We start from the raw sequence: 23176 nt of genomic DNA on the forward strand, positions 1-23176 counted from the left end.
GCCCTACAGCACCGTGACCCACCGGCTGCCCCCGCCGAAGCCCCCCTGCGACGGCGACACCTGGAACACCCTGCTGGATGCCCTGGTGGCCCTGCATCAGGACGTGGTGCAGGGTGGGCGCCGGCGCCTGCAACGCTTCGAACCGGACTACCCGGCGGACATCCCCCTCTCCGCCCACAACCTGGCCCATTACCTGGCCTTGCGCGCCCTGGACCTGCGCCCCCTGCAGGTGGCCCTGGCGGCGCGCGGACTCTCCTCCCTGGGACGCACCGAGGCCCATGTGCTCTACAGCATCCAGCAGGTGATGCATATCCTGGCACAGCTGGCGGGACGTACACTCCCGCCCCTGGAGGATACCCCGGCCATCGACTACGACACCGGGGAACGCACCCTGACGGAGAACGCCGATCGCCTGTTCGGCGCCCCCTGCGCCCCCCGGGACGTGCGCATCATGGTCACCCTGCCCAGCGAGGCGGCGGTGAACGGGCAACTGGTGCAGTCCCTCATGGAGCGGGGCATGAACTGCGCGCGCATCAATTGCGCCCATGACGGCCCGGAGCAGTGGGCACAGATGATCGCCCACCTGCGCCATGCCGAGGCCCATCTGGGACAGCGCTGCACCCTGCTCATGGACCTGGCGGGACACAAACTGCGCACCGGCCCTTTGGATTTTCGCCCCGCCGTGGCCCATCTCAAGCCCCAGCGCAATCTCCTGGGACGGGTCCTGGAACCCGCCTGCATCACCCTGTTGCCCCGGGATGCCCCCCAGGGCCAGGCCCTGGGCACCGCCCGGCACCGCTTCGCCCTGCCGGCAGAGGTCCTGGAACGCTTCGCCTGCGGTGATCGCCTCCGCTGCCGCGACACCCGCGGCAAACGGCGCACCTTCATGGTGGACCAGGCCCTGCCCGGCGGGGCCTGGCAGATCACCCTGGACCAGGGGGCCTACATCAGCGACGAGACCCCGTTCCACCACGAACGCCGCGGGGAGGACGGATCCTGGCAGCCCCTGCAGACCTTCCAACTGGAATGGCTCACCCGGGAGCCGGTGTCCATCCGGCTGTACCGGGGGTCCCAGCTGCGGCTCACCCGGGACCCCCTGCCCGGCCGCCCGGCGGAAACGGACGAGCACGGCCAGGTGACGGCCCCGGCCCGCATCGCCTGCTCCACCCCGGAGGCCCTGGACTCCCTGGAGCCCGGCCAGCCGGTATGGATCGACGATGGCAAGATCGGCGGCGTGGTGGAGTCCCGGGATGCGGAGGGGGTCACCCTGCGCATCCAGCACTGCCGCCCCCAGGGCAATCGTCTGCGGGCGGACAAGGGCATCAACTTCCCCGGCGCGGATCTGCGACTGCCGCCCCTGAGCCGCCAGGACCTCGGGGATCTGGACTTCGTCGCGGCCCATGCCGACCTGGTGGGGTATTCCTTCGTGGAATCCCGGGAGGACATGACCGCCCTCATGGATGCCCTGGCGCAGCGGGGCGGGCACGGCCTGGGGATCGTGGCCAAGATCGAGACCCGCCGCGCCGTGGAACACCTGCCCGAGATCATCCTCTCCACCCTGGGGCGCCACCGCCTGGGGGTGATGATCGCCCGGGGGGATCTGGCGGTGGAGATCGGCGGGGAACGGCTGGCGGAGATCCAGGAGGAGATCCTGTGGCTGTGCGAGGCGGCCCATATCCCCGTCATCTGGGCCACCCAGGTGCTGGAGACCCTGGCCAAGAGCGGCGGTCTCTCCCGTCCCGAGCTCACCGACGCCGCCATGGCCGGGCGTGCCGAATGCGTCATGCTCAACAAGGGGCCCTATATCCTGGACGCGGTGAGCACCCTCAACGATATACTGATGCGTATGCAGGCCCACCAGCACAAGAAGACCTCCCGGCTGCGCGCCCTGAGGCTGGCCGGGGACTGATCCCCCCGGGAGGTTGTGGGGCCGCCCCACCCCGACCAAGGCATCCCATGGACGACGCGGCGCATTTCTACACCCTGGCCCTGGCCCTGGCCCTGGGACTGCTCATCGGCCTGGAGCGGGGCTGGAAGGAACGGCTGCTGGAGGAAGGGCAGCGCGTGGCGGGGATCCGCACCTTCGCCCTCATCGGCCTGCTGGGCGGGGTGGCCGGGCTGCTCACCACGGATCATGGCCCCCTGCTGCTGGTTCTCCCCCTGGCCACCCTGGCGGCGGTGCTCATCGCCGCCCACGTCCTCAGTCAGCGCCAGGACCAGGACATGGGCATCACCGGCGTGGTGGCCAGCCTGCTCACCTTCTGTTTCGGGGCCATGGCCACCCTGGACATGCCCCGGCTGGCCGCCGCCTGTGCCGTGGTCACCGCCATCCTCCTGGGGGTCAAGCCGGTGCTGCATGCCTGGGTGCGCCGCCTGGAGGAGCGGGAGCTCTACGCCACCTTCAAGATGCTGCTCATCTCCGTGGTGATCCTGCCCCTGCTCCCCAACCAGGGCTACGGCCCCTGGGAGGCCCTCAACCCCCACCGCATCTGGTGGATGGTGGTGCTCATCGCCGGCATCTCCTTCGTCGGCTATTTTGCCATGCGCATCGTGGGGGAGCGCCGGGGCATCCTGGCCACGGGGCTGCTGGGGGGGCTCGCCTCCTCCACCGCCGTCACCGTCAACTTCGCCCGCATCGCCCGCCGCAATCCCGCCGGCTCCGGCGTCCTGGCCGCCGGCATCCTGGTGGCGGGGGCCACCATGTTCCCGCGCATGCTGGCCGTCACCTGGGTGCTCAATGCCGGTCTGGGACAGCAGCTCCTGGTGCCGGTGCTGGCCATGATGGGGGTGGTCTACCTGGGCGCCGCCCTGCTCTGGCGCGATCGCGAGGCCGTCTCCTCCACCGGCCGCGCCGCCCTGCACAACCCCTTCGAACTGCGCCCGGCGCTGATCTTCGCCGCCCTGCTGGCGGCCATCGTGCTCCTCTCCCGCGGCCTTTCGGAATCCTTCGGGGACACCGGACTCTACCTCCTTTCCCTGGCCTCGGGCCTGGCGGACGTGGATGCCATCACCCTCTCGGTGGCGGACATGACCCGGGAGGGACTGGGGCTGCCCACGGCCACCCTGGCCATCCTCATCGCCGCCTTCTCCAATACCCTGGTCAAGGCCGGACTCTCCCTGGGCATCGGCGGGCTGCGCCTGGGCGTCCGCGTCGCCCTGCCCATGGCCCTGGCGGTGGCCACCGGCGCACTGACCTGGTGGCTGACGGCGGCCCTGCCCGCTGTTCCCCCATGACACGGCGCCCCGGACGGTCACATTTCCATCAACAAACCGTCATCACCCGCCTGTAGGATAACGCGCCATCGGATCGTCCCCCGGGGGACGGCCCCTAAACCTCCATCCGCGCAATCCCGAGACCCCCCATGTCCTCCCCGCTCACCAGCGACGCCGCCCCCCACGGCCCCATCGTCATCGACCGGCAGTTCGCCGGCGATCTTTTGATGGCGGTGGACCCGGTGACCCCGGAGCACACCAACGAACAGGTGGCGGAGATCTTCGCCCGCCATCGCTGGATGCAGAACCTGCCGGTGGTCCATGGCCGCCGGCCCATGGGGCTGATCAACCGCAACCTCTTCCACAACATGATGGCCAAGCCCTACTACCCGGAGCTGTACAACCGGCAGAGCTGCATCGCCTTCATGGACAAGAACCCCCTGGTGGCGGAGCTCACCACCCCCATCCGGGAACTCACCACCATGGCGGTGCGCATGGGGGAGAAGGTCTTTGCCGACGGCTTCATCCTGGTGGAGAACGGCGTCTACGCCGGGGTGGGCCAGACCCTGGACCTGATGGAGGCCATGACCGAGCTGCAGGAGCGCCAGCACCGCCAGCTCCTGGAGAGCATCCACTACGCCAGCCTCATCCAGACCGCCCTGCTCAAGCCCGCGCGCCAGGCCATGGCAGGACACCTGCCCGGCCGTCACTGGGTGGTCTGGCGGCCGCGGGACGTGGTAGGCGGGGACTTCTTCCATTTCGTATCCCTGGAGGACGGTTTCCTCGCCGTGCTCATGGACTGCACCGGGCACGGCGTGCCCGGTGCCTTCATGACCCTCATCGCCCAGGCCGCCCTGGAGCGGGCCCTGGCGGAGCACGGCCACGACGATCCCGCCGCCCTGCTGGCGGCCATGAACCGGGACATCAAGCACACCCTCAACCAGCACCAGACCGGCGCCGCGGGGGAGATCCCCCTGGAGGAATCCGACGACGGGCTGGACGCCGTGATGCTGCGGGTGCGCCCCCGGGCGGGCCAATGGACCTTCGCCGGCGCCCGCAGCCCGCTGCTGCGCATCCCGCCAGCGCAGGCGGGGGCCCCCGAATACCTCCGGGGTGACCGCCACGGCGTGGGTTACCGCGACACCCCCCACGACACCCGCTGGCAGAACCACCATGGGTCCTGCCTCCCCGGGGAGCGCTTCTATCTGGTGAGTGACGGGGTGATCGATCAGATCGGCGGTGAAAAGCGCATCGCCTTTGGCAAGAAACGTCTCGGACAATGCCTGCAGGAGACACGGCACCTGGACATGGAGGCGCAGGAGAAGGGTTTTTGCGAGACATTCTCCATGTACCAGGGCCCGGAAGCAGCACGGGACGACATCACGCTCATCGGGCTCGAACCATCCGCCCCATCAGGGCCACAGGAACGACTGACATGAACCGTGAGCTGTGTATCTGCGCCGAGCCACAGGGCTGCATCCTGAAAAACGGCGAACTGATCTTCTACTACGTGGGTTACTTCTCCCAGAACATCATCCACGCCATCGGTGACGCCGTGCGCGCCCGGCTGGAGAGCACCGACACCCCAGGTGGCGTGCGTCGCCGGCTGTTCTCCATCTTCGTGGAGATGGCCCAGAACATCGTCCACTACTCCAGCGAGCAACTGCCCGGGGGACGCGACCCCGGGGCGGAGATCCGTGCCGGGTCCGTCTGCATCTGCCGGGAGGACGACCACTACCACATCATCTGCCGGAATCCGGTGACCACGGAATGGGCCGAACGTCTGCGCTGCGCGCTGGAAGACCTGCGGCAGATGTCCCGGGACGAGATCCGCCAGGCCTATCGCCAGCAGATGCGCGAGGGGGAGCCGGATACCCTCAGCAAGGGGGCGGGACTGGGGCTGCTCACCATCGCCCGCGACAGCCGGGACCCCATCGATTTCCGCCTGGAACAGGGCAGCGAAGGCGACCTGCTCTTCACCCTCAAGGCCACCCTCTGACCGTGCCAGGAGATGCCGCAATGGATGAACGACTGTATATCCCCGCCACCGCGGATACCCCTGAGGTGGATTTCCACTTCGCGCAGCGTCACCTGAGCCTGCGGGGCGAGTCCTACCCCGAGAGCGCCGTCCATTTCTACCACGACCTCCTGCAGCGCACCCGGGCCTTCCTCCAGGGCCTGAAGGAGGACCGCGTCCGCGTCACCATCGAACTGAAATACTTCAACAGCTCCAGCACCAAGATGCTGTTCAACCTGGTGGACTGCCTCAACCAGGCCACCGCCGACGGCAATCACATCCTGCTGGAATGGCTGCACGATCCCGAGGACGACACCCTCCTGGAATTCGGCCAGGAACTGGCCGAGGACTTCCCGGATCTGGATTTGCGCATCACCCCCAGTCAGTCCGCCTGACCCCACCTCCGTCCTGAAGCCGCCATGAACGAACCCGATCTGTTCGCCCCTGAAAAGGCTGCCCTGGCCCGGGCCCGGGGCCTTCTGGCCGAAGCGGATGCCGAAGGGCACCGTGACGCCCTGCAGACCCTGGCCGATGCCTATGAACGCCTGGTGCGGGACATGGAACGTCTTATCCGGCATGCCGACCGCACGGAGCGGGAACTCGCCCGTGCCAACCAGCAACTGCGCGAGCTCACCGAGACCCTGGCCTTCCGCAACCGCCACGACGGCCTTACCGGCCTGCTCAACCGGGAGACCCTCATCCAGGAGGCGGAGGGGCTCCTGCAGGACCGCCCCCTGGGGCTGATCCTGGTGGATCTGGATTTGTTCAAACAGATCAACGACCGCTACGGTCATCCGGTGGGAGACCGGGTGCTGGTGGACGTGGCCCGCGCCCTGGAGCGGATGTGCCCCGGAGAGGGACACTGCGGCCGCCTGGGGGGTGAGGAATTTGCCCTGGTGCTGGGGGAGGGATCGGGGACCACTGCCCCGGAACTGGCCGGTCATCTCGCCGAGGAGATCCGGGCCATCCGCCGCCCCGAGGCCCCGGGGCTGCGCATCACCGCCTCCATGGGGGTGGCGGTGGCGGTGCCCGGTGTCCCCTTCGACCGCCTCTATCTGTGCGCCGACGATGCCCTCTACCGGGCCAAATACGGCGGCCGGGACCGCATCGAACCGGTGCGGGACCGCATCGAACCCGAGGCGAATCCCCGGCCCTGCAGCACCTAAGCCCCTAGGCGTTGAGCAGCTCGTCGCGCACCTGCGCCCGGCTGTGGCCATCGAAACGGGCCGCCTTGGCGTGCACCACCTCGATCTCCATCCCCCGCATCAGGCGCAGCTCCTCCTCCAGCCGGCGGATCTCGCGCTGGCGCATCTCCTCCGCCCGGGCCAGGGCCGCCTGCTCGTCGGTGAACCATTCGCCGGGATGGGCATACATGGGCAGGCTGAAGACATTGCCCATTTCGTCGTAGACCAGCCGGAAACACATGGTCTGGCCGTCTCCGGGGGCCGGCTCCGCATCCACCCGGAACACCCCCCGGGTCAGCGCCCATTTGGTCACGTAGATCTCCATGCCGTCCCTCCCTCAAAGGAAAACCGCCTTCCCCCGGAGTGTGCCGCCGGGGGCTGCCCCCCGCCGCGGCCGTCCGACATGCGGCATGGATTCCGGGACGTGCGGTGACAAGGGGCGCACAAAGAGGGTACGACCCCGGCCGGTGGCGGGCAAGCCGCCCTGATGGGCCCTCAGGCGGCCCCGGCCAGGGCCAGGCTCACCAGGGCCACGCCGGCGCCGATACCGGCCCCGGCCAGCACGTCGCTGGGATAGTGCAGCCCCAGCACCAGCCGGGACAGGGCCACCAGCAGGGTGAACGGGGCCACGGCCCAGCCCCAGACCGGCAGATAGGCCGCCAGGATCAGGGTAAAGGCCACGGCATGCATGGTATGGCCCGAGGGGAAGCTGAAACGGTCCAGGGGCGGCACGTTCTGCAGGATCGCCGCATCCCGGGTATAGGGCCGGTCCCGCAGGGTGGACTGCTTCAGCCACTTGTACAGCGGCAGGCAGAGCACCCCCACCAGGGCCATGTGCAGGCTGACCCGGACCCCCAGGGGCCCGTACAGCAGGGGCAGCACCGCCATGAGCACATACCAGAAGACCCCATTGCCCAGGCGGCTCACCCCGGCGAAGAGGCGGTTGACGAGCCAGCGCCGGCTGATCCGGTTGAAGGCCAGGCACAGGGGCAGTTCCGCTTCACTCATGCGTTGCATCATTCTCATGGCGCGTCCTCCCGGGCGTATTCCTGGAACAGGGCTTCCAGACGGTCGTGCTCACACTTCCAGTCCACCGACTCGGCCGCCGCACGGGCACGGCGGCCCATGGACGGGATCGTCCCCGGGGCCTGCATCAGCCCCTCGGCCTCCTGGACGAAACGGTCAGGGTCATCAAAGGGGGCGAGGATGCCGCTCTCCCCGTGGCGCAGGTTCTCCCGGGCCGCGGCGTAGTCGTAGGACACCACCACCAGGCCCGAGGCCATGGCCTCCAGCACCACGTTGCCGAAGGTGTCCGAGGTGGAGGGGAAGAGGAACACGTCCCCGCTGGCGTAATGGCGCGCCAGGGGCTCCCCCGTGCGCACCCCCACGAGGATCAGGTCGGGATGCTCCCGGCGCAGGCGCTCGGCCTCCGGACCATCCCCCACGAGGACGAAGCGGGCCCGGGGCTGATGCCGCTGCATGGCGCGGAAGGCATCCACGGCCAGTTGCAGGTTCTTCTCCGCCGCCAGGCGCCCCACATAGATCACGGCGATGTCATCCTCCTCCAGACCCCACTCCCGGCGCAGTTCCGGATCCCGGCGCGCGGGGGAGAAGAGCGCGGTGTCCACCCCCCGGGCCAGCACACGGCAGGTGCCAAACCCCCTCTGCTCCAGGTCGTCCCGCAGGGCCGTGGTGGGCACCAGGGTGCAATGGGTGCGCCGGTGGAAACGGCGCAGATAGGCGCCGATGACGGGCTCCAGGAAGCCGATGCCGTAATATCGGCTGTAGCTGTGGAAGTTGGTGTGAAAACCGCTGATCACGGGGATGCCCAGGGCGCGGGCCGCGGACAGGGCCGAGTGCCCCAGGGGGCCCTCCGTGGCCAGATAGAGCACGTCCGGACGTTGCCGCCGCCAGGCGGCGCGGATGTCCCGTCCCGCGGGCAGGCCCAGGTGCAGCCCCTTGTACCCCGGCAGGGGCAGGCCCGGGGTGAGCTGCTCCACCAGGCCCTGGCGGGGTTCCAGGCTGCCCCGGTCCGCCTTGTGCTGTCGCGGCCGCACCAGATGCACGTGATGGCCCCGCTCCAGCATGCTCTGCACCATCTGGTGCAGGGTATGGGCCACACCGTTGATCTCGGGGGGGAAGGTCTCGGTGACGATGGCGATGCGCAGGGGCGCCGTGGCGGCCCCGGACTCTGAAGGGGGGACACCGGCGGCATCGGGGGTGGCCCCCACGGGGGTGACAGGGGCTTGGGAATCGTCCAGGGTGTTGGCGCTACGCATCGGTCTCGGGCTCGTCATGGTTGAGCCGATGCTAGAACGATCCCGTGTCACCCCCGTGAAGTTCCGGTAACCATTCCATGAAATCCCGGGTTCCCTGCCCCCTGTGCACCGCCACGGCCACCCGCCCCCTGGAGGCCGACACTAGGCAGCACTATCGCACCTGCCCCCGTTGCCGGCTGGCTCATCTGGCTGGATCCCGCCTGCCGGCCCGACCCGGAGGCAACGTGGCCCTGTTTTACAAGCCGGCGGGCACCGCCCCAGCCGCGCCCGTCTAGAGGGAACCCGAAAGCAGGCTGCCGGCATGCCCCGGCTGCAACGCCGGGAAGAAGGCATCCAGGCCCCCGGCGGGCGGTGAACGCCGGTCCACGAACAGGCTGTTGCCCGGCTGCGCCTTGGCCTGCCCCTTCACCTCCCCGGCCCGCTGGGCGATCTCCAGATGGGACTCGAACGCCCCCGGCTGCACCGGCACGACACCGATGGACAGGCTCAGCAGCGGGAAGAAGGCCTGGCGGCCCTGGCGGTCCCGGGTGGCGATCCCCCCCGCCAGGCGGTCGCGGTCATCGTAAAACCCCGGAACCCGGGCCTCGAAGGACTGGAGCAGGGAACGGCACTGGCAGGCCCAGTCCGGACCGGTGAGCACGAGGATGAAATCATCCCCGCCCACATGGCCGATGAAGTCGTCGGGCTCCCGGGGCACGGCCCGCAGCAGATCCCCCAGGGCCCGGATCACCCGGTCCCCCCGGGCATAGCCGTAGTAATCATTGAAGGGCTTGAAGTGGTCCAGATCGCAGTAGGCCACGGTGAAGGGCCGCCCCTCCTGCAGGAGGCGGTCCAGGTGCTCGCCGATGGGCACGTTGCCCGGCAGCTGCGTCAGCGGATTGGCATAGCGGGCATAGCGTACCTGCAGATCGGTGATCCGCTGCAGCAGCTCCAGCAGCCAGCCCACCCCCAGGTAGCGTCCGTCCGTTGCGGAGACGATGAGGAATTCCTCCTCCCCCGTGGCCTTGTGGGTGATGCACCCGCTCACCTCCTCCAGGGGCTGATCCTCCGGCACCACCAGGGGATCGCGCTTCATGAAGAAGCGCAGCGGACTGCGGTCATGCAGTTCCCGGGTAAAGCGCTGGGAATAGAGGGTGAGGATCTCACTGCGGCGCACGATGCCCACGGGGCGGCCCTCCTCCAGCACCGGCAGGCAGCGCAGATCCGAGGCCGCCTGGAAGCGGGCCACGGTATCCCCCAGGGTCTGATCCGGCGTGGCCACGGGATTGCGCCGCGCCAGCTCCCCGGCCATGGCGTGGCGGAAAGGCGAGCGGCTCACGGGGAACCCCCCCGCCTGCCCGCGCAGAAAATGCAGGCTGCGGGGCGGATCCGCTGCCGGACGGGCGAAGTAGTAGCCCTGGCCGCAGGGGATCTCCAGGGCCCGGATCACCTCGTACTCCGCCTCCGTCTCGATCCCCTCGGCGATCAGGCGGGTGCCCAGGCTGTGGGCGATCTCCCGGATGGAATGCAGGAAATGCCGCTTGATCTCATCGTTGTGCACGTTCTGCACGAAGTGCATGTCGATCTTCACATAGTCCGGGGCCAGCTCGGACCAGTGGCGCAGGCTGCTGTAGCCCGCCCCCAGATCGTCCAGGGCGATGGAAAACCCCATGTTGCGGTAATGGTTCACCGCCTCGCGCATGATGCCGTAGTCGGCGATGGGCTGCTGCTCGGTGAGCTCGATCACCACCTGCTCCGGCGCGATGCCGGTCTCCTGCAGGGCCTGCAAGGTCATGCCGCGCACCGCGTTGCGGTCCGTGAGCACATCGGGGTTGATGTTCAGGAACAGGCGCCGGCCCAGGCCCAGCTCGGCATAGCGCTGCAGGATCACCCGCCGGCAGAGGATGTCCAGATCGAACAGGCGGCCCTGCCGGGCCGCCTCCGCCAGGAGCTTCTGCGGGGCGTGCCACTGGCTGTTGGAGGGGCCGCGCACCAGCCCCTCGTAGCCCATGATCTGCCCCGAGTCCATGGCCACAATGGGCTGGAACAGGGCATGCAGCTGCCCCCGGGCAATGATGTCGTCGATGGTGGGACCGATGGACACGTCGCGGGATCCAGAATGAACGAAGACGCCTGAATCCAGGCGGACGCCCGAAAGATACCGCCCATCCGTGACGGAGGGATGACATCCCCCCATTCGCCTCTCAGACCTGCTGCGGGAGGGCCGCCTCCACCCGGGTCCCCCGCAGGGCGTCCATCATCCGCAACGGATCGCTCTGAAGATAGGCCTCGGCCTTCTTCCGTCCCATGGAACGCGCCAGGGCCCGCACCCCGAAAAATCCGGCGAACGGGCTCAGCAGCAGACCCCAGCCAAACAGCATCCCGCCGCCACCGGGCAGGACCCACCACAGCACCCACCAGGCCAGTGGTGCCCCAAGGATGGCCGCATAGGGCCACCAACTGCTGTTTCCGCCCAGCATCGGCACGGTGAAGCGTCCCGGCATGAACATCCGGGACAGGGTCTCGTCCATGAACGACTGGCCGGTCTCGTGGTTATAGGCCAGGACATACGGCCCCTTGTCCCGGCCCGCGGGGATGGCCCAGACCACCGTCAGGGTATTGCCCTTGCGGCACTGGATGTTCCACTCCTGGAAGCTGAAGCTGCGCTCCTGACCCTCTTTGTTCTTGAGGATGATCTGGTCGTGGCGCGTGGTCTTAGAGGTCACACTGGAATAGACCGGGGCCGACTGCCCGGTGCCGGCGACGGAATACCCGCCTCCTCCGCCACCACTGCCGGTCACCTCGGTCTCGGACCACTTCTTTTCATCCACCACTGTGCCGGTGAAATAGTGCATCTGGTAATCGCGCCCGTTCAGACGGGCCAGCTTGAGCAGTGTCATCGCGTCCACCTCCACCTCTTGGTGCCGGCGGACCGAGCCGCTCCCTCGATTCCCGGACATGCCGGCTTGCATCGGATAAGGACCCGTTTCCTGTCCTTCCAAAAGGCTTTAGCGGTCAACTTGGACAAATTCCAGATAGTGCGTCACAGTATTGGAACCTTTCCCGGCCCCCCTGCACTCTGGGCAACAGCAGCCCAGCACCACCAGCTTGGTTGACGCCCGCCCCGGAAACTGTAAAATACGTGGCTTCGAACGCGACAGGCGCGTAGCTCAGCTGGTTAGAGCACCACCTTGACATGGTGGGGGTCGTTGGTTCGAGTCCAATCGCGCCTACCAAATCAAAAGCCCGGCGGACTGCGGTCTTCCGGGCTTTTTCGTGTCCGGAATCCGGTGGAGCGGTTCAGATACCCCGCTCCGGGGTGCGTCATACACTCCGCCCGGTCCAGACCTCCCCTCCCGGTACGGCCCCCCATCCCCACTGCCTCGGAACCCCGAGCGCTCCAGGGCATCCGTCTCCCCTGCCGTCATTCCCGGGCCGGAACCCATCCCCGCCGGGCGGGTCCAGGGGCCGCCCCCTCCCGCGCAGATCGCGTAACCGGGCAATCCACTAAACCGCCCCGCCCATGGCCATGAATTCCCCATCCGGCCCTTGTATGGCATTCATCGCATATGCAATGATCTTTATATGCGGAATAATGAATATACCATCTCCCCGAGCGATCTATTCCATGCCCTCTCCCATGACACCCGCCTGCGGCTGGTCCTGCTGCTGACGGAGCATGGCCGGCTGTGTGTCTGCCAGCTGCAGCATGCCGTGGACGAGGATCAACCCAGCATCTCCCGGCACCTGGCCATCCTGCGCAAGGCGGGCCTGATCGTGGGTGAACGCCGCGCGCAATGGGTGGACTACCAGCTGGCCCCCCATCTGCCGGCCTGGGTGCACCAGGTCCTGGAACCCACGCTGGCTGCCGCACGGGAACAATCCCCGTTTCGGGAGGATCGTTTGCGGCTTGTGCACATGGACGACCGGCCCGATATCACCTGCCCATCCTGAGGCCGGCATTTTCGAAGGGATTCCCGATGAAGCACGTCATTACACACCTGCTCACCCTGTGCACCCTCGCCCTCGCCGGCATCGCACAGGCCCATGAACCCAAGGCCACACCGGTGGTGGACAACGTCTACGCCATCGTTGGGCCCATCTCCGGGCGTACGGAGGACAACGACGCCCTGAACTGCAACCTCGGCTTCGTGATCACCGAGGACGGGGTCGTGCTGATCGACTCCGGCGCCTCCTGGCTCGGGGCGCAACGGATCGACGCGGCCATCGACGCGGTGACCGATAAACCCGTCACGCACGTAATCAACACCGGCAGCCAGGACCACCGCTGGCTGGGCAATGGCTACTTCGCCGACCAAGGCGCCCAGATCGTCGCGTTGCAACGCACGGTGGAGACGCAAAAGCGTTTCGCAGACCAGCACATCGCCCGTCTGGGAAAGATCCTTGGGGAACGCCTTGCAGGTACCGAGCCGGTACATGCCGAAACGCCCATCGAGACCGATCGCAGGACCCTGGAGATCGGCGGCACGCGCTTTGAACTGATCTGGTTCGGCGATGCGCACTTCCCGGGCGATGCCGTGGTCTGGCTGCCACAGACGAAGACGATCTTCACCGGCGACCTGGTCTACGTGGACCGCATGCTGGGCATTCATCCCTGGTCGGACGTCCTGTCCTGGCGCAAGGCCTTTCGCGAGATGGAAGCGCTTCAGCCGGCCCATGTGGTCCCCGGCCACGGGCAGGTGACCGATCTGGCCCAGGCCCGGGCGGAAACGGGGGAGTATCTCAACTTCCTGGTCACCGAGGTCAGCGCCGCGGTGGACCACTTCGAGGACCTGCAGGCCACGGTGGATCGGCTGAGCGACGCGCCCCGATTCCGGCACCTGGAGCACTTCGACAGCTGGCACCGCACCAACATCAACCGTACGTATACCCGCATCGAAGCGGCGATGATGGAGTAAAAATGTTTGATTGGCTGGCCGATACCATCGTCTACGGCGCCCTCGGACTGACCGAAGGGGAGCGCCTGGCCGAGGCGCTGCATTTCTTCGTCATGGACACGGCGAAGATCTTTGCCCTGCTGGTGGTGGTCATCTACGTCATGGGGCTGCTGCGGGCGCTCATGAGCCCCGAGCGGGTGCGCGCCTACGTGCGCGGCAAGCCCCGCTGGCTGGCACGGCTGCTGGCCATCACCCTGGGGGCGGTGACGCCGTTCTGCTCCTGCTCCTCGGTGCCGCTGTTCATCGGTTTCGTCGAGGCCGGCATCCCCCTGGGGGTGACCTTCTCCTTCCTCATCGCCAGCCCCATGATCAATGAGATCGCCGTGGTGCTCCTCATCGGCATCCTTGGCTGGGAGCTGGCGCTGCTGTATGTGGCCGCCGGGGTGCTGGTGGCCTGGTTCGGCGGTCTGGCCATGGAATGGCTGCGCACCGAGCGCTGGGTGGAGGACTACGTCTGGAAGATCCAGATGGGCGAGGCGCAGCCGACGGCCGCCGGCAAGGGCTGGAAGGGGCGGCACCGCTTCGCCGTCGAGGAGGTCCGGGAGATCGTGCGGCGCATCTGGAAATGGGTGTTGATCGGCATCGCGGTGGGCGCGGCCTTCCACGGCTTCGTGCCGGGGGAATGGGTCACCACCTACCTGGGTGCCCAGGGGGACTGGCTGGCCGTGCCCGGGGCCGTGCTGCTGGGCATCCCGCTGTACGCCAACGCCACCGGCATCATCCCGGTGGCCGAGGCCATGCTGGGCAAGGGGGCGGCCGTGGGCACGACGCTGGCGTTCATGATGAGCGTGGCCGCCTTATCCCTGCCCGAGATCCTGATCCTGCGCAAGGTGATCCGCTGGCCCGCCCTCGCCCTGTTCGCCGGGGTGCTGGCCGTCGCCTTCACCCTGGTGGGATGGACATTCAACCTGATGGCCTGAAGGAGAAAAGATGATGAAGACGATCCAGGTACTGGGCAGTGGCTGCGCCAGCTGCCAGCGCACCCACGAACTGATTGAGCAGACGGCCCGGGAACAGGGCGTCGAGGTGGATCTGCGCAAGGTCGAGGACATGGCCGACATCCTCGCCCTGGGAGTCATGTCGACCCCGGCCGTGGCCGTGGACGGGACCGTGGTGCATTCCGGCTCCATCCCCGACCGCCAGACCGTGCTCGGCTGGCTGGAATAGGTCGTAAAGAAGCCCTCATGTCCAGCGTCCTGCGGCAGTACCTCACCATCACCGGCAACTACTGGCTGTTCACCCTCACCGACGGGGCGATCCGCATGCTGGTGGTGCTGCACTTCTACCAGCTGGGCTACACCCCCTTCACCATCGCGATGCTGTTCCTCTTCTACGAGTTCTTCGGCATCGTCACCAATTTCGTCGGCGGCTGGTTGGGGGCGCGCATCGGCCTCAACCGGACCATGCAGCTGGGCACCGGCCTGCAGATCCTTGCCCTGCTCATGCTCACCGCACCGGATGCCTGGCTGACGGTGGCCTGGGTCATGACTGCCCAGGCCCTCTCCGGTATTGCCAAGGACCTGAATAAGATGTCCGCCAAGGCCGGCGTGAAGATGGTGGCCCGCCAGGGCAACTCACAGCTGTTCCGCTGGGTGGCCTGGATCACCGGATCCAAGAACGCCCTCAAGGGGGCGGGCTTCTTCCTGGGCAGTCTCCTGCTGGCCTGGCTGGGCTTCCAGGGGGCCATGGGGGCCCTGGCCGCCCTGGTGGGGATCGGTTTTGTCATGACCCTCACCCTGCCCGCCGGCATGGGCGCGATCCGCCAGAAAGCGGCATTCGGCCAGATGTTCGCCCGCGAGCCGGCCATCAACTGGCTGGCCGGGGCACGCGTGTTCCTGTTCGCCTCGCGGGATGTCTGGTTCGTCGTGGCCCTGCCGGTGTTCCTGGTCTCCATGGGCTGGGATTTCCACTGGGTGGGGGCCTACCTGGCCCTGTGGGTGGTGGGCTACGGCATCGTCCAGGCCCTCGCCCCCAGGCTGATCGGGGCCCGGCGGGACCGCATCGGGCACGGGGATGCCGACATTGGCCCCGGCGGACGGGCGGCCATTGGCTGGGGCCTCGCCCTGATCCTCCCCCTGGGCGCGGTCCTCGCGGCGTTCGCCCTGGGGCTGACCTCCGTCTGGGTCATCACCCTGGGGCTGGCCTTCTACGGCATGGTTTTCGCCATCAACTCAGCGACCCACTCCTTCCTGATCCTGCGTTATTCCAGCGACGACAACGCCTCCATGAACGTGGGCTTTTATTATGCGGCCAATGCCGCCGGCCGGTTGCTGGGCACGGTGCTCTCGGGATTGAGTTACCAGACCATCGGCATCACCGGCAGCCTTGCCATCGCACTGGCATTCGTGGTCCTCGCCGTAGTGTTCAGCCTACGCCTCCCAGCCCTGGAACCCACCACCGGCTGAACCCCCTGTAGGCCCATCTGCTATTTCTTTTGGGAATTTCATAGAAAAAAATGATGATAACGATTGCAATTGCCAATCGTTCGCGATTGCATTATCTTGCATGTCATTGGTCCACATGACCCGGAGGCAGGCAATGAATCAGCAATCCAAGGGCTATGCCCTCACCATGGCGCAGGAAGACGAGATCGTGCGCGTTGTGGCGCTTCGGGCCGGACGCAACCTAGATCGTCGCCTCACGGAGCTTGGCATCCACATCGGCAGCGAGCTGCGGGTGGTGCAGCGCCAGGGCAACGCCCTGGTGGTCTCCCGGGAACAGACCCGCATCGCCATCGGCGCGGGCATGGCCATGAAGATCCTGGTGGTGCCGGCCAAGGCCAACATGCCCGCTGCCTGCAACGACACGGATCTGAACGCCTGCGCCGCGGAGGCCCGGGCATGACGCTGAAGGAACTGAACGTCGGGGACTCCGGCGCCGTCGCCGGTTACAGCCCCTCCGCCCGCGCCTACCGCCGCAAGCTCCTGTCCATGGGGCTCACCCCGGGGACCGAGTTTCGCATCACCCGCATCGCCCCCATGGGCGATCCGGTGGAGCTCCAGGTCCGCGGCTTCAAGCTCAGCCTGCGCCGCGACGAGGCCGACGCCCTGCAAGTGGAGAAACGGTAAATGTCCGAGAGATTCGTCATCGGGGTGGTGGGCAACCCCAACTGCGGCAAGACCACCCTGTTCAATGCCCTCACCGGCTCCAAACAGCGGGTGGGCAACTGGCCCGGGGTCACCGTCGAGCGCAAGATCGGCCATTACCGCCTGGAAGGGGCCGAGTACGAGATCGTGGACCTGCCGGGCACCTATGCCTTGGACGTCACCAGCGAGGAGGTCTCCCTGGACGAGAAGATCGCCCGGGACTACGTCCACGGCGGCGAGGCGGATCTCATCGTCAATATCGTGGATGCCTCCAACCTGGAGCGCAATCTCTATCTCACCACCCAGCTTCTGGAGATGCGCCGGCCCGCGGTGGTGGCCCTGAACATGATGGATGCGGCCGAGGACGCCGGCATGCGCATCGACGTGGACCGCCTGTCCAGGCGCCTGGGCTGCCCGGTGGTCCCCCTGGTGGCCTCCAGGCGGGAGGGCATCGATGCCCTGAAACAGGCCCTGGCCACGGCGGCGCGCCGCCATCCCGTCTCCGACATCCGCATCCCCTACGACACGGCCCTGGAGCAGGCCATCGACGACCTGCTGCCGGACCTGGAAGCCGCGGCGAAACGCGGCGGTGCCGACCCCCGCTGGCTGGCCTCACGGCTGCTGGAGGGGGATGACCTGGCCCTGCGTCTGGCCGGTGATGCCGTGACCCATGACCACCTGGAGCGCCTGCGCGACGGCCTGGGGGAAGATGTGGACATCCTCCTGGCGGACGGCCGTTACGGCTTCGCCCACCAGGTGACCGAGGAGGCAGTGAAGCGCAAGGGCGAGGCCACCCGCAGCCTCTCGGACCGCATCGACCGGGTGCTGCTCAACCGCGCCCTGGGCATCCCCATCTTCCTGGGGGCCATGTACCTGATGTTCATGTTCACCATCAACATCGGCGGCGCCTTCATCGACTTCTTCGACCTGTTCACCGGCACCCTGCTGGTGGACGGCCTGGGCAGCCTCATGGAGGGCATGGGCTCGCCCGACTGGCTCACCGTGGTCCTGGCCGACGGCATCGGCGGGGGCATCCAGGTGGTGGCCACCTTCATCCCGGTGATCGCCTCCCTCTACCTCTTCCTCTCCTTCCTGGAGGACTCGGGCTACATGGCCCGGGCCGCCTTTGTCATGGACCGGGCCATGCGGGCCGTGGGCCTGCCGGGCAAGTCCTTCGTGCCGCTCATCGTGGGCTTTGGCTGCAACGTCCCGGCCATCATGGCCACCCGCACCCTGGAGCAACCCCGGGACCGGCTCATGACCATCCTCATGGCCCCGTTCATGTCCTGCGGCGCGCGCCTGCCGGTGTATGCCCTGTTCGCCGCCGCCTTCTTCCCGGTGGCGGGTCAGAACATGGTCTTTGGCCTGTATCTCATCGGCATCGCCGCGGCCGTGCTCACCGGGCTGATCATGAAAAAGACCCTGCTGCAGGGTCAGAGCATGCCCTTTGTCATGGAACTGCCCCCCTACCACCTGCCCAGCCTCAAGGGGGTGATGCTGCGCACCTGGGAACGCACCCGGGGGTTCATCGTGCGGGCGGGCATGATCATCGTACCCATGGTGCTGGTGCTCAACTTCCTCAACGCCCTGGGCACGGACGGGGAATTCGGCCACGAGAACACCGACCAGTCGGTGCTCAGTGAAGTGGGCCGGGGCATTGCCCCCGCCTTCGCCCCCATGGGGCTGGACGAGGAGAACTGGCCCGCCACCGTGGGCATCTTCACCGGCGTGCTGGCCAAGGAGGCCGTGGTGGGGACCCTGGACTCCCTCTACACCACCCTGGCCGTGCAGGACGCCCGGGAGGCCGGCCTGGAAGTGGCCGGTGAATCGGAATTCAACCTCTGGGCAGGCCTGGGCGAGGCCTTCGCCACCATCCCCGCCAACCTGGGGGATGCCCTGGGCACCTGGGGGGATCCCCTGGGCCTGAGTGTGGGCGAGGTGGGCGACACCGATACCGCCGCCGCCGAGCAGGGGGTCGCCACCGGCACCTTCGGGGCCATGGTGGAGCGCTTCGACGGCAACGCGGGGGCCTTCGCCTACCTGCTGTTCATCCTGCTCTACTTCCCCTGCACCGCCGCCCTGGCGGCTGTGTTCCGGGAGACCAACCTGCGCTGGACCGCCTTCGTGGCCCTGTGGACCACGGGCCTGGCCTACCTCACCGCCACGGTCTTCTACCAGGCGGCCACCTTCGCCCGCCATCCGGCCTCCTCTGCCGGGTGGATCGGCGGCCTGCTGGCCGGATTCGCGGTCTTCATCCTCGCGCTGCGCTGGTGGGGCAGTCGCCAGAACCGGCGCACCAGCGCCGCACAGGCCACCGCCATGGCAGGGGGCAAGGGCGCATGATCCTCTCCCAGCTCCTGGACTACCTGCGCACCCGCCGGCGGGCCTCCCTGCTGGACATGCAGCATCACTTCCACGCAGAACCGGAGGCCCTGCGGGGCATGCTGGCCACCCTGGAACGCAAGGGCCGGGTGCGGCGGCTGCCCCCGGGGACGATCTGCGGCGCGGGCTGCAGCCACTGCGACCAGCAGGCACCGGAGCTCTACGAGATCGCCGAGGCAACGGCCCTGCCCGAAGGGGCGCAGCCCCTCATGGACCTGCGCCGGGCCCAGGGGTAGGCGATCCGGACGGATCCGGGGAGGAATCGGATCCCCCTCCCCTGTGCCAGGCCCCCGCCCTTCCCGGACGGGGGCCTTTTCTTTGGATCCCTATCGCAGCACCAGCAGCGGGATCGGGGCCTTCATGATCATCTGCGTGGTGGTGCTGCCCACGAACCAGCGCCGCAGGCGGGAGTGGCCGTAGGCCCCCATGGCCAGCAGGTGGATGTCCGCCTCTCTGGAATAGGCGCACACCGTATCCACCACATCCCCTGCACGGATGGCCGTCTGCACCGCAAACCCCTTCTGCACCAGGGTATTGCGGGCGTTCTCCACGCGGGACTGGTTGTCCGGGGTATCCTCCCCCACCAGCAACAGATGCGCCTCCAGGCCCTGGAGCAGCGGGCTCTCCGCCACCTTCTCCACCACCTTATGGGCCGTGGCGCTGCCATCGTAGGCGATAAGGAAGCGTTCCGGCTCGCGGTACTCCAGGGGACAGACCAGCACACCGCGATCCAGGGTGCGGATCAGGCTCTCCAGGTGGGAACCCACGTGCCGGGCGTGCATGTCCCCGTCCCGGCCCTGCTTGCCCACCACCACCAGGCGGGCCTCCCCCTGGATCTCGCTCACCGCCTCCACCACGGTGCCGTTGCGCAGCAGGCTGCCGGGGTCCCCGACCCCCTGCCCCCGCACCCGTTCCACGGCGTCGTTGAGGATGGCCCGTCCCTGCTCCCGCAGGAGGCGGCCCCGGTGCTCCTCCGTCTCCACCATCTTCTCCAGCAGGGCCTCACGACCGCCCAGGCTCAGGTTGCCGCTCAGATCCCCCTGGCCCTCGGCATGGGGATTGTGGATCACGTGCAGGAACGTGAGGGGCGCATCCATGCGCCGGCTGGCCCAGGCGGCATGGTCGCAGACAGAAACCGACGAGCGCGAGCCGTCGATGCAGGCAATCACCTTGTTCATGGAAAGAACCCTTCGGATTTTGGCCTTAATGGGCCATGAGCTGATCGGCGGCGTCCGGCTTGTCGTGCACGGCGTGCCGGTCGACGATGGTGGCGGTGGCCTCGTTCATGCCGATGATCTCCACCTCCGTCCCCTCGCGGCGGAAGTTGATCACCACCCGGTCCAGGGCCGCCACGGAACTGATGTCCCAGAAGTGGGCCCGGGAGAGATCGATGGTCACCTTATCCAGATCCTCGCGGAAATTGAAGGCGTCCAGGAACTTCTCCGTGGAGGCAAAGAACACCTGCCCGTAGACCCGGTAGGTGCGGTGCAGGGTGTGATCGTCGGGATGCAGATCCGTGTCCGCCCCCACGAACATGAACTGGCTCACCTTGTTGGCGAAGAACAACGAGGCCAGCAGCACCCCCGTGAGCACCCCGATGGCCAGGTTGTGACTCAGCACCGTCACCGCCACGGTGGAGACCATGACGATGTTGGTACTCAGGGGGTGCTTTTTCATGTTCTTGATGGAACTCCAGCTGAAGGTGCCGATGGAGACCATGATCATCACCGCCACCAGGGCGGCCATGGGGATCAGGCTCAGCACCGGCGAGAGGAACACCACCATCACCAGCAGGAACAACCCCGCCATGAGGGTGGACAGCCGGCCCCGGCCGCCGGATTTGATGTTGATCACCGACTGACCGATCATGGCGCAGCCCGCCATGCCACCGAAGAAACCGGAGACGATGTTGGCCAGACCCTGCCCCTTGCACTCCCGATTGCGGTCGGTGCGGGTGTCGGTCAAATCATCCACGATGCTCTGGGTGAGCATGGACTCCAGCAGCCCCACCACCGTCATGGCCAGGGCATAGGGCAGGATGATCCACAACGTCTCCAGGTTCAGGGGCACCTGGGGCCAGAGGAACACCGGCAGGCTGTCCGGGAGCTCCCCCATGTCCCCCACCGTGCGCACGTCCAGCTGCAACAGCCAGGTGATGAGGGTGAGCACGACGATGGTCACCAGGGGCGACGGCACCGCCCGGGTGGCATAGGGAAAGAGATAGATGATGCCAAGGCCCAGGGCCGTGAGGGCGTAGACATGCCAGGTCACCCCCGTCAGTTCCGGCAATTGCGCCAGGAAGATCAGGATCGCCAGGGCATTGACAAAGCCGGTCATCACCGAGTTGGAGATAAAGCGCATCACCCGCCCCAGGCGCAGATACCCCGCCAGGATCTGCAACACCCCCGTGAGCAGGGTGGCCGCCAGCAGATATTCCAGCCCGTGCTCCTTCACCAGGGTGATCATCAGAAGCGCCATGGCCGCCGTGGCCGCCGAGATCATCCCGGGCCGACCGCCCACGAAGGCGATCACCACAGCGATACAGAAAGAGGCATAGAGCCCCACCTTGGGATCCACCCCCGCGATGAGGGAAAAGGCGATGGCCTCGGGGATCAGGGCCAGGGCCACCACCAGCCCGGCCAGGACATCCCCGCGGATATTGGAGAACCAATCCTTCTTGATGCGTGCTGCGAGATTCATGGAACGCTTCCCGGTTCGAACAAAAGGGCGTGCACGCCCCGGACCCGAATCCGAAACCGTCCCCCCCTTTGGGGCATCTGGCCTCTGACGATGACCGGAAGGACGCTTTCGGACCCGGGGCCCGGGGCGTTTGCAATGTATTCACGTATTGGAAGATGCGGAGCTGGGATGCGGCATCCTGCATGGATGCCTGCGGCGCGTGGGGCCGTATCGCGCAAGGGCCGCGGGAGAGCGCGGCAAACCCCGCAGGGCCCGCCCTGCCGGCGTCCACCGGCGAAGGGCACAGGCCCCGCAGATGGCGATCCCATGGCGGTTCCCCGCCGGATCGCCGGATCCCGTGAAAGGGGCGGCACTATACAGCAAACCCGACCCCGGGGCCACCGACCCATCCCGCGGCATGTTCCACGTGGCACTCCTGCCACTGCATCAGGATCCACGCGCCAAGCCCCTGATCGGCAGGCCCCATGGGCACAACACAAAAGACACTTGAGATTTGCCCGGCAACCCCTTGTTTCTGCGTGAAATGAACCTGGAAACTACATAAAAATAAAGCCTTATCTATTTGATTTAAAAAGTTAAATGACCAAAAACTCCCAACAGGTCCAGACCATTGCCGCGCCAGGGAAGGAGCTCCCCTGGCAACCCGAAAAGGGACATGACGGCATGATAAGCTCTTGTTGTAATTCTTTTTCGTATCCCGGAGGTCAACCATGTCCACTGAACCGCACCTGAGGTTACCGATCGGGATTCAGACCTTCTCGGAGATCCGCGAAGGCGGCTATTACTATGTGGACAAGACACCGATCATCCAGCGCCTGGTCCAGCAGAACAAATACTACTTCCTCTCCCGCCCCCGGCGCTTCGGCAAGAGCCTGCTGCTGGACACCCTGCGCTGCCTGTTCGAAGGCCGAAAGGCCCTGTTCGAGGGACTGCACATCCACGACCGCTGGGATTGGCAGACCCCCCACCCGGTGATCCGCCTCAGCTTTGGCAGCGGGGTGATGCGCAATCGTGCCGAGCTGGACGACCGGATTCGCCACCAGCTGCGCGGGGAACGCGAGCGCCTCCAACTACCCGCCAAGCCCGAGACCGACATTCCCGGTGAATTCTCCGACCTGCTGGAACTCGCTCACCAGGCAACGGGCCAGGGTGTCGTTGTTCTCATCGACGAGTACGACAAACCCATCCTGGACAACCTCCTGGAACCGGAGCGGGCCCGGGAACTGCGGGAAGGTCTGAAGAACCTCTACAGCGTGCTCAAGGACGCCGACCCCCACCTGCATCTGGTGCTCATCACCGGGGTCTCCAAGTTCAGCAAGGTCAGCCTGTTTTCGGGGCTGAACAACCTGCGGGATATCACCCTGGTGCCGGAATATTC

23 protein-coding genes and 1 tRNA gene are annotated in these 23176 nt (G+C 67.1%); 17 read left to right on the forward strand and 7 right to left on the reverse strand.

The genetic code is table 11. From position 1 onward, the window contains the following. The 6 genes from CKO33_RS11590 to CKO33_RS11615 form a co-directional block, all read left to right on the forward strand. On the forward strand, positions 1 to 1909 hold a 1909-nt coding region (locus CKO33_RS11590; RefSeq protein WP_338081778.1), incomplete at its 5' end, for a pyruvate kinase. A gap of 47 nt (positions 1910 to 1956) precedes the next feature. Beyond that, complete coding sequence (locus CKO33_RS11595; RefSeq protein ID WP_200182404.1) at positions 1957 to 3234, forward strand: MgtC/SapB family protein; 1278 nt, start codon at positions 1957 to 1959, stop codon at positions 3232 to 3234. Positions 3235 to 3362: 128 nt separating this feature from the next. Beyond that, entirely contained in the window at positions 3363 to 4652 is a 1290-nt protein-coding gene (locus CKO33_RS11600) for a SpoIIE family protein phosphatase (protein WP_200182405.1), read from the forward strand. Next, positions 4649 to 5212, forward strand: a complete 564-nt coding sequence (locus tag CKO33_RS11605) for a SiaB family protein kinase (RefSeq protein ID WP_200182406.1) — start codon at positions 4649 to 4651, stop codon at positions 5210 to 5212. Before CKO33_RS11600 ends, CKO33_RS11605 begins: the two co-directional genes overlap by 4 nt. Positions 5213 to 5232: 20 nt before the next feature. After that, the gene (locus tag CKO33_RS11610) at positions 5233 to 5625 is read left to right on the forward strand and encodes a DUF1987 domain-containing protein (protein ID WP_200182407.1); all 393 of its coding nucleotides are present in this window, start codon (positions 5233 to 5235) and stop codon (positions 5623 to 5625) included. A gap of 24 nt (positions 5626 to 5649) precedes the next feature. Next, positions 5650 to 6396: a GGDEF domain-containing protein gene (locus CKO33_RS11615; RefSeq protein ID WP_200182408.1), complete on the forward strand. Its 747-nt coding sequence runs from the start codon at positions 5650 to 5652 to the stop codon at positions 6394 to 6396. Positions 6397 to 6400: 4 nt separating this feature from the next. On the opposite strand, the gene CKO33_RS11620 is transcribed toward CKO33_RS11615, so the two are convergent. The 5 genes from CKO33_RS11620 to CKO33_RS11640 form a co-directional block, all read right to left on the reverse strand. Beyond that, a complete protein-coding gene (locus CKO33_RS11620) occupies positions 6401 to 6739 on the reverse strand; it encodes a hypothetical protein (protein ID WP_200182409.1) in 339 nt (112 codons plus the stop codon). 170 nt (positions 6740 to 6909) lie between these two features. After that, positions 6910 to 7440 (reverse strand): phosphatase PAP2 family protein, encoded by a 531-nt coding sequence (locus CKO33_RS11625; RefSeq protein ID WP_200182410.1) that lies wholly within the window; start codon positions 7438 to 7440, stop codon positions 6910 to 6912. After that, positions 7437 to 8693 (reverse strand): glycosyltransferase family 4 protein, encoded by a 1257-nt coding sequence (locus CKO33_RS11630; protein WP_274600763.1) that lies wholly within the window; start codon positions 8691 to 8693, stop codon positions 7437 to 7439. Before CKO33_RS11630 ends, CKO33_RS11625 begins: the two co-directional genes overlap by 4 nt. A gap of 271 nt (positions 8694 to 8964) precedes the next feature. Continuing rightward, positions 8965 to 10776: an EAL domain-containing protein gene (locus CKO33_RS11635; protein WP_200182411.1), complete on the reverse strand. Its 1812-nt coding sequence runs from the start codon at positions 10774 to 10776 to the stop codon at positions 8965 to 8967. Positions 10777 to 10876: 100 nt separating this feature from the next. Then, positions 10877 to 11572 (reverse strand): hypothetical protein, encoded by a 696-nt coding sequence (locus tag CKO33_RS11640; RefSeq protein WP_200182412.1) that lies wholly within the window; start codon positions 11570 to 11572, stop codon positions 10877 to 10879. Between the two features lie 259 nt (positions 11573 to 11831). Here CKO33_RS11640 and CKO33_RS11645 point away from each other — a divergent pair. The 10 genes from CKO33_RS11645 to CKO33_RS11690 all read left to right on the forward strand — a co-directional run bounded on the left by CKO33_RS11645 (position 11832) and on the right by CKO33_RS11690 (position 19334). After that, positions 11832 to 11908, forward strand: a tRNA-Val gene (locus tag CKO33_RS11645). 349 nt (positions 11909 to 12257) lie between these two features. Further along, entirely contained in the window at positions 12258 to 12626 is a 369-nt protein-coding gene (locus tag CKO33_RS11650) for a metalloregulator ArsR/SmtB family transcription factor (RefSeq protein WP_200182413.1), read from the forward strand. Positions 12627 to 12652: 26 nt separating this feature from the next. Then, positions 12653 to 13591, forward strand: a complete 939-nt coding sequence (locus CKO33_RS11655; RefSeq protein ID WP_242472608.1) for an MBL fold metallo-hydrolase — start codon at positions 12653 to 12655, stop codon at positions 13589 to 13591. Between the two features lie 2 nt (positions 13592 to 13593). After that, positions 13594 to 14550 carry a permease gene (locus tag CKO33_RS11660; RefSeq protein WP_200182414.1) on the forward strand — a complete coding sequence of 319 codons (957 nt, stop codon included), beginning with the start codon at positions 13594 to 13596 and terminating at the stop codon, positions 14548 to 14550. Positions 14551 to 14560: 10 nt separating this feature from the next. Beyond that, positions 14561 to 14797, forward strand: coding sequence for a thioredoxin family protein (locus CKO33_RS11665; protein WP_338081779.1), 237 nt, complete (start codon positions 14561 to 14563; stop codon positions 14795 to 14797). 17 nt (positions 14798 to 14814) lie between these two features. Next, a complete protein-coding gene (arsJ, locus tag CKO33_RS11670) occupies positions 14815 to 16035 on the forward strand; it encodes an organoarsenical effux MFS transporter ArsJ (RefSeq protein ID WP_200182415.1) in 1221 nt (406 codons plus the stop codon). A gap of 133 nt (positions 16036 to 16168) precedes the next feature. Further along, a complete protein-coding gene (locus CKO33_RS11675) occupies positions 16169 to 16474 on the forward strand; it encodes a FeoA family protein (RefSeq protein WP_200182416.1) in 306 nt (101 codons plus the stop codon). Then, positions 16471 to 16698 carry a FeoA family protein gene (locus tag CKO33_RS11680; RefSeq protein WP_200182417.1) on the forward strand — a complete coding sequence of 76 codons (228 nt, stop codon included), beginning with the start codon at positions 16471 to 16473 and terminating at the stop codon, positions 16696 to 16698. The genes CKO33_RS11675 and CKO33_RS11680 overlap by 4 nt, the downstream gene beginning before the upstream one ends. Next, the gene (gene feoB / locus CKO33_RS11685) at positions 16699 to 19059 is read left to right on the forward strand and encodes a Fe(2+) transporter permease subunit FeoB (RefSeq protein WP_200182418.1); all 2361 of its coding nucleotides are present in this window, start codon (positions 16699 to 16701) and stop codon (positions 19057 to 19059) included. After that, complete coding sequence (locus CKO33_RS11690) at positions 19056 to 19334, forward strand: FeoC-like transcriptional regulator (protein WP_200182419.1); 279 nt, start codon at positions 19056 to 19058, stop codon at positions 19332 to 19334. The genes feoB and CKO33_RS11690 overlap by 4 nt, the downstream gene beginning before the upstream one ends. 90 nt (positions 19335 to 19424) lie before the next feature. On the opposite strand, the gene CKO33_RS11695 is transcribed toward CKO33_RS11690, so the two are convergent. Together CKO33_RS11695 and CKO33_RS11700 are read right to left on the reverse strand one after the other, a co-directional pair. Further along, positions 19425 to 20276, reverse strand: a complete 852-nt coding sequence (locus tag CKO33_RS11695; RefSeq protein ID WP_200182420.1) for a universal stress protein — start codon at positions 20274 to 20276, stop codon at positions 19425 to 19427. Between the two features lie 25 nt (positions 20277 to 20301). After that, a complete protein-coding gene (locus tag CKO33_RS11700; RefSeq protein ID WP_200182421.1) occupies positions 20302 to 21798 on the reverse strand; it encodes a SulP family inorganic anion transporter in 1497 nt (498 codons plus the stop codon). Positions 21799 to 22508: 710 nt separating this feature from the next. Between CKO33_RS11700 and CKO33_RS11705 the strand changes: the two genes are divergently transcribed. After that, positions 22509 to 23176: ATP-binding protein (locus CKO33_RS11705; protein ID WP_200182422.1), on the forward strand; the 668-nt coding region annotated here is incomplete at its 3' end.

Origin of the sequence: Ectothiorhodospira mobilis, from assembly GCF_016584115.1 — a bacterium.
GTDB classification, from domain to species: Bacteria; Pseudomonadota; Gammaproteobacteria; order Ectothiorhodospirales; family Ectothiorhodospiraceae; genus Ectothiorhodospira; species Ectothiorhodospira mobilis.